The organism is Massilia forsythiae, assembly GCF_012849555.1.
GTDB lineage: Bacteria > Pseudomonadota > Gammaproteobacteria > Burkholderiales > Burkholderiaceae_D > Telluria > Telluria forsythiae.
Window position 1 is genome coordinate 4,585,975 of sequence record NZ_CP051685.1, and the last position, 15,018, is coordinate 4,600,992.

General features: G+C 66.9%; 13 protein-coding genes. 6 read left to right on the forward strand and 7 right to left on the reverse strand.

The annotated features are described in order from the left end of the window. Nucleotides 1-12 precede the first annotated feature (12 nt). Together HH212_RS19375 and HH212_RS19380 are read right to left on the reverse strand one after the other, a co-directional pair. Nucleotides 13-510, reverse strand: coding sequence for a DUF11 domain-containing protein (locus tag HH212_RS19375; protein ID WP_170204002.1), 498 nt, complete (start codon nt 508-510; stop codon nt 13-15). A 339-nt stretch (nt 511-849) separates the two neighbouring features. Further along, nucleotides 850-1,473, reverse strand: a complete 624-nt coding sequence (locus HH212_RS19380) for a response regulator (RefSeq protein WP_170204003.1) — start codon at nt 1,471-1,473, stop codon at nt 850-852. A 375-nt stretch (nt 1,474-1,848) separates the two neighbouring features. Here HH212_RS19380 and HH212_RS19385 point away from each other — a divergent pair, with 375 nt between their 5' ends. Genes HH212_RS19385 through HH212_RS19400 form a run of 4 tightly spaced genes read left to right on the forward strand, consistent with a single transcriptional unit; the run spans nt 1,849 to nt 6,746 of the window. Continuing rightward, nucleotides 1,849-3,546 carry a methyl-accepting chemotaxis protein gene (locus tag HH212_RS19385; protein WP_170204004.1) on the forward strand — a complete coding sequence of 566 codons (1,698 nt, stop codon included), beginning with the start codon at nt 1,849-1,851 and terminating at the stop codon, nt 3,544-3,546. A 4-nt stretch (nt 3,547-3,550) separates the two neighbouring features. Beyond that, nucleotides 3,551-4,381 (forward strand): CheR family methyltransferase, encoded by an 831-nt coding sequence (locus HH212_RS19390; protein ID WP_170204005.1) that lies wholly within the window; start codon nt 3,551-3,553, stop codon nt 4,379-4,381. After that, nucleotides 4,378-5,049: a chemotaxis protein CheD gene (locus tag HH212_RS19395; protein WP_170204006.1), complete on the forward strand. Its 672-nt coding sequence runs from the start codon at nt 4,378-4,380 to the stop codon at nt 5,047-5,049. Before HH212_RS19390 ends, HH212_RS19395 begins: the two co-directional genes overlap by 4 nt. Continuing rightward, nucleotides 5,046-6,746: a chemotaxis protein CheW gene (locus HH212_RS19400; protein WP_170204007.1), complete on the forward strand. Its 1,701-nt coding sequence runs from the start codon at nt 5,046-5,048 to the stop codon at nt 6,744-6,746. Before HH212_RS19395 ends, HH212_RS19400 begins: the two co-directional genes overlap by 4 nt. A gap of 219 nt (nt 6,747-6,965) precedes the next feature. Here HH212_RS19400 and HH212_RS19405 read toward each other — a convergent pair whose 3' ends face one another. From HH212_RS19405 to HH212_RS19425, 5 genes are all read right to left on the reverse strand, one after another. After that, nucleotides 6,966-7,778 carry an NAD-dependent epimerase/dehydratase family protein gene (locus HH212_RS19405; RefSeq protein ID WP_170204008.1) on the reverse strand — a complete coding sequence of 271 codons (813 nt, stop codon included), beginning with the start codon at nt 7,776-7,778 and terminating at the stop codon, nt 6,966-6,968. Between the two features lie 25 nt (nt 7,779-7,803). Then, nucleotides 7,804-8,733 (reverse strand): SMP-30/gluconolactonase/LRE family protein, encoded by a 930-nt coding sequence (locus tag HH212_RS19410; RefSeq protein ID WP_211172371.1) that lies wholly within the window; start codon nt 8,731-8,733, stop codon nt 7,804-7,806. Beyond that, nucleotides 8,723-10,120 (reverse strand): MFS transporter, encoded by a 1,398-nt coding sequence (locus HH212_RS19415; RefSeq protein ID WP_170204009.1) that lies wholly within the window; start codon nt 10,118-10,120, stop codon nt 8,723-8,725. Before HH212_RS19415 ends, HH212_RS19410 begins: the two co-directional genes overlap by 11 nt. A 184-nt stretch (nt 10,121-10,304) precedes the next feature. Further along, a complete protein-coding gene (gene kdgD / locus HH212_RS19420) occupies nt 10,305-11,216 on the reverse strand; it encodes a 5-dehydro-4-deoxyglucarate dehydratase (protein WP_170204010.1) in 912 nt (303 codons plus the stop codon). Between the two features lie 213 nt (nt 11,217-11,429). Next, nucleotides 11,430-12,185 (reverse strand): FadR/GntR family transcriptional regulator, encoded by a 756-nt coding sequence (locus HH212_RS19425; RefSeq protein WP_170204011.1) that lies wholly within the window; start codon nt 12,183-12,185, stop codon nt 11,430-11,432. A gap of 416 nt (nt 12,186-12,601) precedes the next feature. Between HH212_RS19425 and HH212_RS19430 the strand changes: the two genes are divergently transcribed. Together HH212_RS19430 and HH212_RS19435 are read left to right on the forward strand one after the other, a co-directional pair. Next, a complete protein-coding gene (locus HH212_RS19430) occupies nt 12,602-13,270 on the forward strand; it encodes an HAD family hydrolase (protein ID WP_170204012.1) in 669 nt (222 codons plus the stop codon). 4 nt (nt 13,271-13,274) lie between these two features. Next, on the forward strand, nt 13,275-14,909 hold the full coding sequence (locus HH212_RS19435; protein ID WP_170204013.1) for a Na+/H+ antiporter: 1,635 nt from the start codon (nt 13,275-13,277) through the stop codon (nt 14,907-14,909). Nucleotides 14,910-15,018: the final 109 nt, after the last annotated feature.

Sequence of the window (15,018 nt, forward strand, 5' to 3'; positions counted from 1 at the left end):
GATTACGAGCCTTTACGAACGGTTGGTGGTGACGGGTGCATCGTCGAGACGCATGCGGGAACTGACGGTGACGCTGCGGCCGGGCGCCAGTTCGCCCAGCTTCCAGCGCAGGAAACGGTATTCGGACGGGGGGACGGTCTCGACCTGGCGCCTGCCGTCGCGGACCACGGTCCGGGTCAGCGGCGCCGGCGCGAAGTGGGCGCCGTCGAGGCTGGCCTGGAATTCGCCCGGGGAGGCGCTGCCGGGCAGGTAGTGCATGCCGCCCTGCGGCACCGGCAGCGTCGCCAGCACGTCGCGCGCCGCGCCGGCGCCGGCATTGCGGTAGGTGACCTGGTATTCGATGGTGTCGCCCGGCAGCGCCTCGGTGGTGGGCACCAGCTTCTGGCCGCCGGCGCCGGCGACGACCTTGAACGCATGCAGGGCGACGACGACGTCGTTGGCGGCGGCGAAGACACGGGTGGCTGCGAGCTGCAGCACGACCATGATGACGATGACGAGATAGCGGTTCATGACACTCCTGTCGGTTGAATGCCGTCCTGGATCGGATCGGCGGGGATTTGCTGTTTTTGCTGCTTTGTTCAATTTCGGTAGATTACTGAATTTGCTGATTCAAGACAATGATTATTTCGACTAGGTAATGTTGTGTTGTGGCAATGTGACGTTTTCGCGTCAGGCTGCGCATGGCGTGCGCGCGCAGCCGGACGAATGACAGCGGCAGGGGCATACCAGGGCGAGGAAGGGGAGCCGGCGGGAGAGAGGAAACGAAGCGCTGCGCAGCAAAGTCAGGGCGCAAAAAAAAAGACGCCGCTTGATGCGGCGTCGTTCAGGGGGTGTGGCGGAGAGGGCGGATCAGGTGCGGAAGGCGTTTTCCACGGCCGCCCGCAACTGGCCGAACGGCACCGGCTTGGAAAACACCGGAATGTCGGCCGGCAGGCCGAGCGACTTGATGGTCGACACGTCCAGCCCGCTGACGATGATGATGTGCAGGCCCTCCTGTTGCGGATTGGCGCGCAGGCTGTTGACCATGCGGAAGCCGTCCATGCCGGGCATGCTCAGGTCGCTGATCAGGATGTCGGGACGCTGCTCGCCGATCTTCAGCAGCGCCTCGAAGCCGTCGCCGGCCTTGATGATCTGCAGCGGCAGGCCCCAGCCCGCGATTTCCAGCTCGTACAGGCGCAGCAGGGTGGCGTCGTCGTCGACGATCAGCACCTTGGTCAGGCGCGGTGCTTCCCTGACGGGTTCGGCGGCGGCGGGGGCAAGCGCCTGGCGCCGTCCGGCCAGCACGTGTTCGAGCGACGCCGCCGCGATGCGCCGGTGGCCGCCCGCGGTCTTCCAGGCCTGCAGGGTGCCGGCCTCGACCCACAATTGCACGGTCCGGTGCGACACGCCCAGGATCTTCGCCGCCTCGGCGGTCGAGTAAAACTCCTTCGGCGTTCCGATGTCGTGGAAAGCGCCGCTATTCTTGTTTGTCATAGTTCAGTTCAGCTGCATGGTTCGTTCGTTCTCCACATGGCCAAGCAAGACGCGCGCCTGCCATGCTCGGTACCGGGACGGTGCAGCTGGCGATTCGGTCTTACCGCGCGCCATGACGACGTTGCGAAGTGAGAATGTGTGAATATTTAAGTATATATCCTTACACGAGACATTACGTGCAGGAATTGTGTAACTTTTGTCTACGCGATTCAGGCATGTCTGATGCATATTCGCATCGCTTTTACCGGATTTGCCGAGATGGCTATTGCTTTGCGGAAAATTCTCTGACATTATCGAATTTACCGAATCCGACAGCGTCCGCGCCCTGTCCGCAATCCGCACCATGGCGCACCCCATCCACTCCCAGACCGGACTATGCAACCGACTCCGCAAGCCCCGCACGGCGCCGTGCACGAAGTGAAGGCCATCCACACCGCCCTCAACCGCGCCCAGGCAATCATCGAATTCCGCCTGGACGGCACCATCGTCCACGCCAACGAGAATTTCCTGGCGCTCACCGGCTACACGCTCGACGAGATCGCCGGCAAGCACCACGCGCTGTTCTGCGAAGCCGGCCTGGCGCAGACCGCGGAATACCAGCAGTTCTGGCGCGAGCTGGGTGAAGGCACCGTCAAGCGCGCCGAGTACAAGCGCTTTGCCAAGAACGGCCGCGAGATCTGGATCAACGCCTCTTACAACCCGGTGATCGACGCCAACGGGCAAGTCAGCAAGATCGTCAAGTTCGCCACCGACGTCACCCAGGAAAAGATGCGCGCCGCCGAATTCCGCGGCCTGGTGCAGGCGATCCACAAGTCGCAGGCGGTGGTCGAGTTCGACATGGACGGCCGCGTGATCGACGCCAACGAGAACTTCCTCAAGGTAATGGGCTATTCGCTCGACGAAGTGCGCGGCGAGCACCACCGCGTGTTCTGCGAGGACGAGTACGCCGCCGGCGCCGCCTACCGCCGCTTCTGGCTCAAGCTGCAGCGCGGCGAATTCGACAGCGGCCGCTACAAGCGCATCGGCAACAACGGCCGCCCGGTATGGATCCAGGCCACCTACAATCCGATCTTCGACCTCAACGGCAAGCCGGTCAAGGTGGTCAAGTTCGCCACCGACATCACCGAACAGGTGGCGCTGGAGCAGATGGAGGCCGAGCGCGCCGCCGCCGAGCAGCGCAAGGTGGCCTGCCTGCTGGACCAGGTGGCGCGCGCCTCGCGCGGCGACCTGACCGGCGCCACCGAGGTGTGCGGCGACGATTCGCTCGACCAGCTGGCGCGCGGCGTGATGAAGATGATCGTCGACCTGCGCGGCGTGATCGGCCAGGTGGTCGGCGCCGCCGGCCGCCTGTCGGATTCCTCGCGCACCATCGCCGAGCGCTCCAACGTGGTGGCGGCCAGCGCGCAGGCGCTCGGCGCCACCGTCGAGGAGATGAACGCCTCGGTGGACGGCCTCACCGCGTCGATCGGCACCATCGCGCGCAGCACGCAGGACGCCAACACCATGGCGCAATCGACCCAGAACGAGGCGGAACTGGGCGCCAAGGCGGTGTCCAAGTCGATCGAGGCGATGGCGCTGATCAACCAGTCGTCCGAGGACATCGGCGAGATCGTCAAGGTGATCGGCGAGATCGCCAGCCAGACCAACATGCTGGCCTTTAACGCCGCCATCGAGGCGGCGCGCGCCGGCGAGCACGGACTGGGCTTCTCGGTGGTGGCCGACGAGGTGCGCAAGCTGGCCGAGCGCTCGTCGCAGGCGACCAAGGAAATCTCGAAACTGATCAACGAATCGGTGCGCCGCGTGGCCCAGGGCAGCGACATCTCGCGCCAGGCCAGCGACGCCTTCGATCGCATCGCCGCCGGCGTGGCCAAGACCTCGCTGGCGATCGCCGACATCTCGCGCAGCACCGGCGAACAGTCGCTGACCGCCAAGGAAGTGGCGGTGGCGATCGCCTACATCGCCCAGGAAACCGAGAAATCGGCCGGATCCTGCGACAGTATCGCACGCTCCACCGAGGGCCTCAATGAAAATGCCGAGGCGCTCAACGGCATCGTTTCCGGCTTCGTGGTGTAAGCGCATGGACGCGGTCCTCGAACTCGACGGCGGCGACCTGGCCTCCCTGATCGGGCTGGTGCGCCAGCATACCGGCATCGCCATGAACGAGCACAAGCGCGTGCTGCTGCAGGGCCGCCTGCGCCCGCGCATGCGCGCGCTCGGGCTGTCCAGCTACCGCGACTACATCGCGCGCGTACGCGGCGGCGGCACCGAGGTGCAGGCCTTCGTCGACCTGGTCACCACCAACGACACCGCCTTCTTCCGTACCCCGGCGGTGTGGGGCTACCTGGAACGCGAATTCCTGCCGCAATGGCTGGCGCGCTGCGGCGACGTGGTGCTGCAGGCCTGGTCGGCGGCCGCCGCCAGCGGCGAGGAAGCGTATTCGCTGGCCATGCTGTGCCGCGAGTTCCAGGAAAGGCACCCGCAGTTCCGCTTCCAGATCCACGCCACCGACATCTCGGGCGCGGTGCTGCGCACCGCCGCCGCCGGCCATTACGCCGGGCGTTCCGTCACGCGCCTGGCCGAGACCCATCCGGCGCTGCTGGCCAAGTACCTGCGCCCGGAAGGGACGGGGCAGCGCGTGCTGCCAGAGCTGCGCGAGCGCATCCGCTTCGGCGAGCACAACCTGCTGGCGGCGCCGTGCAGGGTGGCGCGCTTCGACCTGGTTCTGCTGCGCAACGTGCTGATCTATTTCGACGAAGAGCACCAGCGTCGCGCCCTGCACGGCGTGCGCGCCGCCATGGCCCCGCACGCGCGCCTGCTGCTGGGCGAGCAGGAATCCATCACCCGCATCGACACCCCGTTCGAGTTCGAACGGATGCACGTCTACCGCATTCGCAAGGAGCATGCATGAGCGCCATCGCCATCGAACATACCCGCCACGTCTGGAGCGGCCAGCTGCAGGTCGGACGCGACGGCGACGTCCTGAGCGCCTTGCTCGGCTCCTGCGTCGGTATCGGCATGATCTGGCGCGCGGGCGGGCGCTGCGCCCTGGCGCACTGCCTGCTGCCCGATGCGTCGGCATGCGGCGGCGGCGCCGACGACATCGACGGCGCGCGCTACGTCAGCGCCGCCGTGCCGCGCCTGCTGCATGCGCTGGGCGTGCGCCGCGAGCAGTACGGGCAGGTCGAGGTGGTGCTGGCCGGCGGCGCCAGCATGCTGGGCGGGCTGCGCGGCGCCGATGGCGTGGGCCGGCGCAACGTGGCGGCGGCGCAGGCGCAGCTGGCGCAGCGCGGCCTGCGGGTGGTGCACCTGGACGTCGGCGGCCACCAGGGCCGGCGCCTGAACATCGATTGCGCAGGCCATGCCTATACGGTGCTGCGGGTGGGCGAGGGCGCCCAAGCCCGCGGCGACGCCGATGCGGCGGCCGGCATGCGCGCTGCAGCCGAGGTGCGCGCGGCGGCCGGCGCGCGCGGCGCCGCCCATTGCGCCGCCCATTGCGCCGCCCTGGCGCGCAGTACGGCACGCAGTACAGCACAACGTACAGCGCGCGTGCGCGCCCTGGCCGGAGCGTGCGCGTGAACGCGCCGCTGACGGCGGCCGGCGCCGTGGCCGGCTACGCCGCCGCGCCCGAGGTGCGCCGGGCCGCGGCCGCGCTGGACGCGGCGCGCGCCGCCGCCGCGCGCGTGCTCAGCGACGCTGCCGGCATGGAGCTGTTCGGCACCTTCCTGCTGGACGGCCAAGAATTCGCGCTGCCGGCGGCGTCGATCCGCGAAGTGGTCGGCCTGCCGGATCGCATCATGCCGATCCCGCTGTCGCCGCCCTGCCTGGAAGGCATCTTCACGCTGCGCGGCGCCGCCATCCCGGTGCTGAACCTGGCGCGCATCTTCGATGCGCAGGCGCCGGGGCCGCGCCCGGACCAGCGCATCGCCATCCTCGACCACGACGACGTGCAAGTCGGCCTGCTGTTCGACGCCACCGGCGAAGTGCTGCGGGTGCGGCCGGAGCAGCGCAGCAGCGTGCACTACACGCCGGCGCCGGCGGAGGTGGACATGCGCGATGCGGGTCCCGGCGCCGGCGGCGTCATCTGCGGCGCGCTGCTGCTGAACGACGGCGCGCGCCTGGTGCAGGTGCTGGACGCGGCGGCGCTGGTACGGGTCGACAACGTGCCCCAGGTGCGTTCGCTGGGCGCGGCCGCGCGCAGCGCCGAGCGCGCCCGCTTCCTGCGCCAGGCCGAGGGCCACAAGTGCATCGCCTTCGGCGCGGGCGGGCTCGGGTTTGCGCTGCCGATGCTGGCGGTGCAGGAAATCCTGCGCGTGCCGGAACTCAACGCATCCGTCATGTTCGGCACGCTGTGCAAGGGCTGGATCAACCTGCGCGGCAGCGCCGTCGGCGTGGTCGATTTCGGCGCGCTGCTGCAGTGCGCGCCGCGCACGCCCGACGATGCCGCCGCCGCCGAGGCGCGCCGCATCGTGGTCGTGCGCGTGGGCGAGGAGCGCCTCGGGCTGCTGGTCGACTCGGTCGACGACGTGCGCGCCTACTTCGACAGCGACATCCTGCCGGTGCCGATGCTGGGCACGCGCCGCGCCGCCATGTTCCGCGGCTGCCTGCCGCACGCCGAGCGCGGCGATTTGCTGTTCCTGTCGCACGAGCGCATCTTCAGCGAAGGCGAGGCGGCGGAAATCTGCGCCGGCCACCGCCGCCTGTACCAGCAGCAGGCGCTGGACGCTGCCCGGCAAGCCGCGCGCGGCGCCGCCGCGGCCCGGCGCCGGGTCTACCTGGCGTTCTCGGTGGACGCGCCGTGGGCCGCCGACATCGGCCAGGTGCGCGAGATCGTGGCGCACGGCGCGCCGCTGGTCCGTGCGCCCGGCATGCCGGCCTTCGTGCACGGCATGGTGCAGCTGCGCCAGCAGATGATCTGCGTGATCGACCTGCGTACGCTGTACGGCATGGCGCCGCTGGAAGCGCAGGCCGGCGAAACGACAGCCGGCGAACCCGCGGCCGGCGAACCCGGCGCCGAGCGGCGCGTGCTGGTGCTCGAGCACGAAGGCGAGTGCTACGGCGTGGTGGTCGACCGCGTCGACAGCCTGCTGACGCTGCCCGACAGCCAGCGCCGCCCGGCCCCGCGCCTGGCGCGCACCGGCGATCCGGCCGCCGACATGCGCCGCGACCTCGACGAAGTGCTCGAAGTCCCCGGCGAGCACGGCACCGACACCGTCGTCAGCCTGTTCGACAAGACCCGCTTCTTCGCCACCCTGCGCGCCCGCCTGGACGAGTGAACGGTAATTCGGGGTCAGAGCACAATTCGGGGTCAGGGCACAATTCGAGGAAATTTTCCCAGCGGTGTCTTGCATTGACGCTGCCAACTGGATGGCGTCGTGCAGGGCAAGCGCTACCTGCATACTGTCGCCTCCACGCTGCCCGACGATGGCGGCGTGGTCAGGAAACCATGTTTCTACAATGTGCTCCGACCCCGAATTGTGCTCTGACCCCGAATTTCAGGGTTTGTATTTCGGGCCGTTGTTGAGAAACACGCCGCCCTGGTACACCAGCGTGATGTCGTCGGGGTCGCGCCAGTCGACCTGTCCGGCATAGACCTGGTCGGCGAACTGCGCCGAGCTGTCCTTGGGCGCGTAGCCCAGGAAGCGCGAATGGCGCGCGTCCCACCATTTGCCGTCGTTGTCGGAAATGCCGAAGGTGACGGTGTGGCCGACGCGCGGTGTCAACAGCGAGCGGCGCAGCAGCTGGACCAGGTCGTCCAGGCTGAGCCAGGTGGCCAGCTGGCGGTGATTGGTCGCTTCCGGAAAGCAGTAGCCGATGCGGATGCACACGGTCTCGATGCCGAAGCGGTCCCAGTAGTAGCGCGACAGCGATTCGCCGAACACCTTCGACAGCCCGTAGTAGCCGTCCGCGCGCGGCGGCATGGTGGCGTCGACCGTGTCGGTGGTCTTGTACATGCCCATCGTGTGGTTCGAGCTGGCGAACACCACGCGCCGGATGCCGAGCTTGTGCACCGCTTCGTACAGGTTGGCCATGCCGAGGATGTTCGCCTGCATGATCGGTGCGAACTCGACCTCGGTGGAGACCCCGCCGAAGTGCAGGATGGCGTCCACGCCCTCGCACATGGCCAGCACCTGGTCGCGCTCGGCCAGGTCGCAGCGCACGGTTTCCTCGCCCGGCCCGGCCGGGCCGAGGTCGGCGATGTCGGCCAGGCGCACGATGTCGGCAAATTGTCCCAGGTGCGGGCGCAGGCGCTGGCCCAGGCCGCCGGCGGCGCCGGTCATCAGGATGCGTTTGAAGGGTTTCGTCATCGGTATCGCAGAAAGAAAGGATGATTCAGCCGCCGAACGGCGTTTCCGGGATGCCGGTCACACCCGGCCGCAGCAGCAGCGTGGCGCCGGCCCAGCCGCCCTGCGGCGCGCCGCCGCCCGCCGCGGACGGATCGATGGAAGTGACCAGCAGCGTGTCCAGCCCGGCGCCGCCGAAGCAGCACATCGACGGCTTGGCCATCGGCAGCGCGAGTTCGCGGTCCAGGTGGCCGTCCGGCGTGAAGCGCAGCAGGCGGCCGGCGTCGTTGGCGGCGATCCAGTAGCAGCCGTCGGCATCGACGGTGGCGCCGTCCGGCCGGCCGGGGTAGGCGTTCATGTCGACGAACAGGCGGCGGTTGTGCGGCACGCCTTCGACGGTGTCGTAGTCGAAAGCCCAGATCAACTGGCGCGACGGGTGCGAGTCGGACAGGTACATGGTGCACCCGTCCGGCGACCAGGCCAGGCCGTTCTGCGTGACCAGGCCCTCGGCCAGCGGCGCCGACAGGCCGCGCACGGCGTCGTAGCGGTACAGCAGGCCGTCGGCGCGCGCGGCGCCCATGTCCATGCACATGGTGCCGCTCCAGAAGCGCCCCTGGCGGTCGCAGCGGCCGTCGTTGAAGCGCCGGCCCGGGCCCAGCGTCGGCGGCGCCGCCAACAGCGTGGCGTCCAGCGCGCCGTCCGGCGTTAAGCGTAGTGCGAAGATGCCGCTTTCCATGCCGGCCACCAGGCCGCCGCCCGCGGCCGGCGTGACGCAGGCCACCATCTCCGGCGCGGCGAAGGAAGCCACGGCGCCGCTTGCGGCATCCAGGCGCCACACGCGCCGTGCCGGAATGTCGACCCAGTACCAGGCGTTTTCCAGCGCGCTCCAGGCCGGGCTTTCGCCCACCGCGCAGGCCGGTGCGTCGACCCGCTCGATGCCGCGCCAGCCGTCCGCCACGGCCGCGTGCTCAGCGCGCATTGGCCAGCTCCGTCGCCGGCAGCGTCGGCAGCGTGCGGTTCGGCACCAGCAGCTTCATCACGCACCAGGCGACCAGGTAGGCGGTGGCGCAGAAGGTGAACATGATCATGTAGCCGGTCTGGATCTGTCCGAGCGCGCCGTAGTAATCGAACAGCAGGCCGCCCAGCTTGGTCACCAGCACGCCGCCGATGCCGCCGGCCAGGCCGCCGATGCCGACCACCGAGGCCACACTGTGCTTCGGGAACAGGTCCGAGGTGGTGGTCAGGATGTTGCACGACCAGGCTTGGTGGGCCGAGGCGCCCACGCCGATCAGGAGCACCGGCAGCCAGTAGCTGATCGCGCCCAGCGGCTGCGCCAGCAGCACCACCAGCGGGAAGAAGGCGATGCGCAGCATGGCCTTCATGCGCGCCTCGAACACGGCATCGCCGCGGCGGATGAACACCGAGGGCCACCAGCCGCCGGCGATGCTGCCGACCATGGTCATGCTGTACAGAACCGTCAGCGGCAGCACCATGTCGGTGGTGCTGATGCCGTAGGTGGTGGACAGGTATTTCGGCAGCCAGAACAGGAAGAACCACCACACGCCGTCGGTCAGGAATTTGCCGGCGGCGAAGGCCCAGGTCTGGCGCATGCCGAGCAGCTCGCCCCAGCCCGGCTTGCGCTGCGGCGTGTCGACCAGCGGCGATTCCTGGGTCTGCTGCACCACGTCGGCCTGGATGTAGGCCAGCTCGGTCTTGCTCAGGCGGCGTTGCTGCGCCGGCTCGTCGAAGAAGATCGCCCAGAACACCATCCACAGGAAGCCGATCGCGCCGATCCAGATGAAGGCGGCCTGCCAGCCCCAGATCGAGGCGATGATCGGCACCGACAGCGGGGCCAGGATGGCGCCGATATTGGCGCCGGAATTGAAGATGCCGGTGGCGAACGAGCGCTCGGCCTTCGGAAAATATTCGGCGGTGGCCTTGATCGCCGCCGGGAAGTTGCCGGCCTCGCCGATCGCCAGGATCGCGCGCGCCACGATGAAGCCGGCCACCGATACCGGCACCGCGGCCAGGCCGATCGACGTGAACAGGCTGTTGACGGCTTCGCCGACCGCGATCGAATACGCGTGCGCGACGGCGCCCAGCGACCACACCAGGATCGCCAGGTGATACGACAGCTTGGTGCCGAGGCGGTCGACGATGCGGCCGGCGAACAGCAGTGCCACCGCATAGATGAACTGGAAGGCCGCGGCGATGTTGGCGTAGTCGGTGTTGGACCAGCCGAATTCCTTGGTCAGCGATGGCGCCAGCAGGCTGAGGACTTGCCGGTCGAGGTAATTGATGGTGGTGGCGAAGAACAGCAGGCCGCAGATGGTCCACCTGTAGTTGCCGATAGCGTTCCGGGTCATGGTCTCGTCTTTATCGTTGGTATTGCATGACGTGGGTCGCGGGCGGCGTCTCCTCCACCCGCGGGCGCGCACGATGACGCGCCGATGTACTGCCGCTACTGTAATGCGCTTGCGCGCGCAATATCGCTCAAATCGGTGATCGATCGGCGCGCGCGGCGCCGCCCGCGGACGGCGCCGGCAGGACTTACTGCGGGCCTTGCGTCAGGATCAGCTTGTGCAGCATATCGCATTCCTGCTCGGTCAGGTCGGTCAGCGGCGGGCGCACCGGACCGCCGTCGTGTCCGACCAGGCGCGCGCCGGCCTTGACGATGCTGACCGCGTAGCCCGGCTTGCGGTTGCGGATTTCCAGGTAGGGCAGGAAGAACTCGTCCAGCATGCGGTTCTGGGCGTCGTGGTCGTCGCCGGCCACGGCCTGATAGAAGTCCATCGCCAGCTTCGGCATGAAGTTGAACACGGCCGACGAATACACCGGCGTGCCCAGCGCCTTGTAGGCGGCGGCGTAGACTTCGGCGGTCGGCAGGCCGCCCAGGTAGCTGAAGCGGTCGCCCATGCGGCGCCAGATCTGCATCATCAGCTCGATGTCGCCCAGGCCGTCCTTGAAGCCGATCAGGTTGGGGCAGCGGTCGGCCAGCTTCTGCAGCGAGTCGGCATTCAGGCGGCACTGGGCGCGGTTGTACACCACCACGCCGATGCTCACCGACTTGCAGACCGCTTCCACGTGCGCCATCAAGCCTTCCTGGCCGGCTTCGGTGAGGTAGTGCGGCAGCAGCAGCAGGCCCTTGGCGCCCAGGCGCTCGGCTTCCTGCGCGTACTGGATGGCGGTGCGGGTCGGGCCGCCGGTGCCGGCCAGGATCGGCACCTTGCCGGCGCAGGTGTCGACCGCGGTCTTGATCACGTCCGAATACTCTTCGCGCGTCAGCGAAAAGAACTCACCGGTGCCGCCGGCGGCGAACAGCGCGGTGGCGCCGTACGGGGCCAGCCACTCGAGGCGCTCGGCATAGGTGCTGGGGCGGAAGTTGCCCTCGGCATCGAAATCGGTGATCGGGAAGGACAGCAGGCCCGAGGACAGGACTTGTTTCAATTCTTGCGGATTCATGGCATCTCCAGTGTCGTGATATGCGGTGGCAGGTGCCGGCCTGTCGTGGGTTGCCGGCGAGTTAAGTTGTAAGTCATCGTACAACTGAACGCGTGCCGAGGCAAGGAAAAATCGTGCCGTCGCCATCGATGTGGCAATCCGGCTGTATGCGGCGCCGCCCGCCGCAGCGCAGGGGCCTTCGGCACCGCGCCGCGCCCGCGCCGGACCGCTGCCTTAGGCCTGGCCGAGATTCGCTTCCAGCCGCTGCTGTGCCAGACGCAGCCGTTCGCGGCTGTTCGAGAGGTGGGTGCGCATCGCCGCGCGCGCCGCTTCCGGATCGCGCCGCAGGATCGCGCTGCAGATGTCCTCGTGCTCGCGGTTGACGCGGTCCAGGTAGTCGGCCGGCCGTTCCAGCTGCAAGCCGGGCGTGTTCAGGCGCGCGCGCGGGATCAGGGCGTTGCCGAGCTGACCCAGCATCTCGACGAAATACCGGTTGCCGGTGGCTTCCGCCACCAGGCGGTGGAAACGCACGTCGGCCTCGACCGACGCCCGGCCCTGTTCCATCGCGCGCCCCATGTCGGCCAGCGCCTCGCCCAGCGCGATCGCCTGCGCGTCGCTGCGGCGCGACGCCGCCAGCCAGGCCGCCTCGGTCTCCATGCTGATGCGCAGTTCCAGGATCGCCAGCACGTCGCGCACGGTGACGATGCTGTCGGCGTCGATGCCCAGGCTGCTCGGCTGGCGCTCCAGCACGAAGGTGCCGATGCCGTGGCGCGTCTGCACCAGGCCGGCCGCCTGCAGGTGCGAGATCGCCTCGCGCACCACGGTGCGGCTGACGCCGTGCTGTTCCATGATCGCGGACTCGGTCGGCAGCTTGTCGCCCGGTTTCAGCAGCGACTGGCGGATGCGCTCGTTGATGTCCTCGATGACGCCCTGGGCCAGGGTGCGGTGCTTCTTGCGACCGGCGTGGGCGGGAGAAATGGAGGTATTCATGCGGGGAAGGATGGTGGCCGAGACAAGGCCATTATACCCTCGCCGATATCGTCTGATGTCTGATAAGTTGCTACTGGTGGAACACTTGTTCGGGAACGCGTTCATGAGGGAAGGGAAGGGAGAATCAGTCGCCACGTGCCGCACTCATTCCTCACTAATTGTCCTAAGGAATTTCTGTTCAGGGCGTAATTCTTTTCCTACTCTAGCTCAGGGAGTGTACTGACATATGATTGTCTTTATTTTGTTACCATGAATTAACGATCTGTCAACGGTCTATTTGCGCGTGTCATGATGACTTGTTTCTAAAAAATTAGCAGAATCGCATGGGGCAGTCTCAAGAACCAACTGCAATACTGGGGATAATGAGTTGACTATTTAAATCAATCGTAGATATTCTTTTCAGGTAATTTTATTTAATGACTAAAGTCGCGCTAAAAGCTGTTCTTTTCGACATTGACGGTACGCTTATCGACAGCAACGATGCGCATACGCGAGCATGGGTTCAAACCCTTCAAAGCCACGGCTATTCTGTCGGTTACGAGCAGATCAGGCGTTTGATCGGCAAGGGATCCGACAAGGTTTTCGCTGAGGTACTCGGCATCGAGTCGGACTCGGCGCTCGCGAAACAGATTACCAAAGACCGCACGCAGTTATTGCTGAGCAGCTTCATCCCGAACCTGGACCCTGCACCAGGCGCCAGGCCGTTGGTGCAACGCATGAGGTCCGAAGGCCTGCGTCTGGTCATTGCGTCGTCCAGTGGAGAAGAGCTGCCGGCCCTGCTCGCGCAGGCCGGCCTGCGTGACCTGCTCGACACGGCGGTCTCTTCCGACGAGGTAAAAGAGTCCAAACCCGACGGTGACATCATCGAAGTGGCCTTGAAGAAGGCCGGCGTTCAACCCGACGAGGCCGTGATGGTGGGTGATACCCCCTACGACATCGCAGCAGCCAAGGCAGCCGGGGTCAAGTGCATTGCACTGCGCTGCGGGGGGTACTGGGACGATGTGGCCTTGTCCGAGGCGGCAGCCATCTTCGATGATCCCGCAGCCTTGTTGCGTCATTGGGCCGACTCGCCGCTGGCCGGCTGATTCGATGACGACTTTCGAAATCCTGCTCGGCCTGGTGGCATTCTGCGTCCTGCTTGCGATGGTGGCGCAGCGCCTGGATCTGCCGGTGGCAATTCCGCTGGTATTGGGCGGCATGGGCCTCGCCCTGATACCGGGTTTGCCTGCGGTCGAGCTGGATCCGGAACTTGCGCTGGCCCTGTTTCTGCCGCCGCTCCTGCAGGTCAGTGCCTACCGCACGGATTGGCCTGCGTTCCGTTCGAACCTTCGACCGATTCTTTTACTGGCGTTCGGCGCTGTCCTGTTTACCGCAGCCGCGGTAGCCATCGTGGCGCACTTGCTGGTGCCTGGACTTCCGTGGTGGGCTGCAGCAGCGCTGGGTGCCATCGTGGCGCCGCCCGATGCCGTTGCCGCCAGCTCGGTCCTGAAGAAATTCAAGCTTCCCAAGCAGATCGTCACCGTCCTGGAAGGCGAAAGCCTCATCAACGATGCGTCGTCGCTGGTCCTGTACCGTTTCGCTGTCGCGGCGGTAGCAGCGAGCTCGGTGAGCTATGCAAGCGGCCTGCTCCAGTTCTTTGGCATGGGAATCGGCGGCATCGCCATCGGCTGGCTGATCGGTCGCCTGGCGATGTGGGTTTTCAGCAAGATCGATGACACGATGCTCGACATCACGACCAGCATCCTGGCGGGCTTTGCAGCCTACCTGGGCGCCGAGGCGCTGCACACATCGGGCGTCCTGGGGGCGGTCGTGTGCGGTCTCGTACTGGGCCGAAAGCAGCATGCGGAGTTCACCGCCCGTACCCGACTGGAACTCAACGCAGTCTGGAACTTTATCGAGTTCTTGCTCGCCAGCTTGATCTTCATGCTCATCGGCCTGCAGATGCGGGGCATCGTCGAGCGGCTTGCGAACGAGAGTGCCACTACGCTTGCCCATCTTGCCTTGCTCGCACTTGCCGTGTCGGCGACGCTCATTGCCAGCCGCTTCGTCTGGGTGTTCATCACGGGCTGGCTGCCGGGCGCGTTCTCTCGCGGCGGGGCCGCGCAGCCGACGGCGCCGCTATGGACGCACCATGCGGTCGTGTCGTGGGCTGGCATGCGAGGGGTGGTCAGCCTGGCCGCGGCGCTTGCCCTGCCGTCGAACTTTCCCGCGCGGGATGTGATCGTCTTCCTGGCGTTCTGTTCGATCTTTGCGACGCTGATCGTCCAGGGCACCACGCTCGGCTGGCTGGTACGCAGACTCGACGTGATCGAGCCGGAGCAGGTGGCTGCCGAACCGACGGAAGCGCTGGCCCGGGCAGAGATTGCCGACGCCGCACTCGAAGCGGTCAAGGAACACCTCGAACCAGACGCCAGCCCGGAGCATTCGGCCGCGGCATCCGCACTCGTCGACGAGTACGAAGCCAGGGCCGAGCGGGCGGCTGACGAGAAAGAAGCCGAATCGCCCGAGAACGCCGAACACTTCAATGCGCAGAGACGCCTGCGGCTGGTGGCAATCGAGGCCGCCCGGGAGAAGCTGTCGGAGCACACGGACCAAGTGGATGCAGATACGCACCGCTCACTTGCAGAGGAATTGGACCTCGAGGAGCAGCAAATCAGAAGCGCAATGACCAAGTCCGGCGAACTTGCAAGTGCCAGCCTGCAAAGCACGCGAAAACTGCAATGATGTGCCCGCGCTTTCCTGGAGGCCGGAGCGCGACGATGCGTTCCTGCGACGCTTGCTCATCGCCGCAACGCGGAATGTACAACCACCGCCTCGATCAAGGGAGCCATGC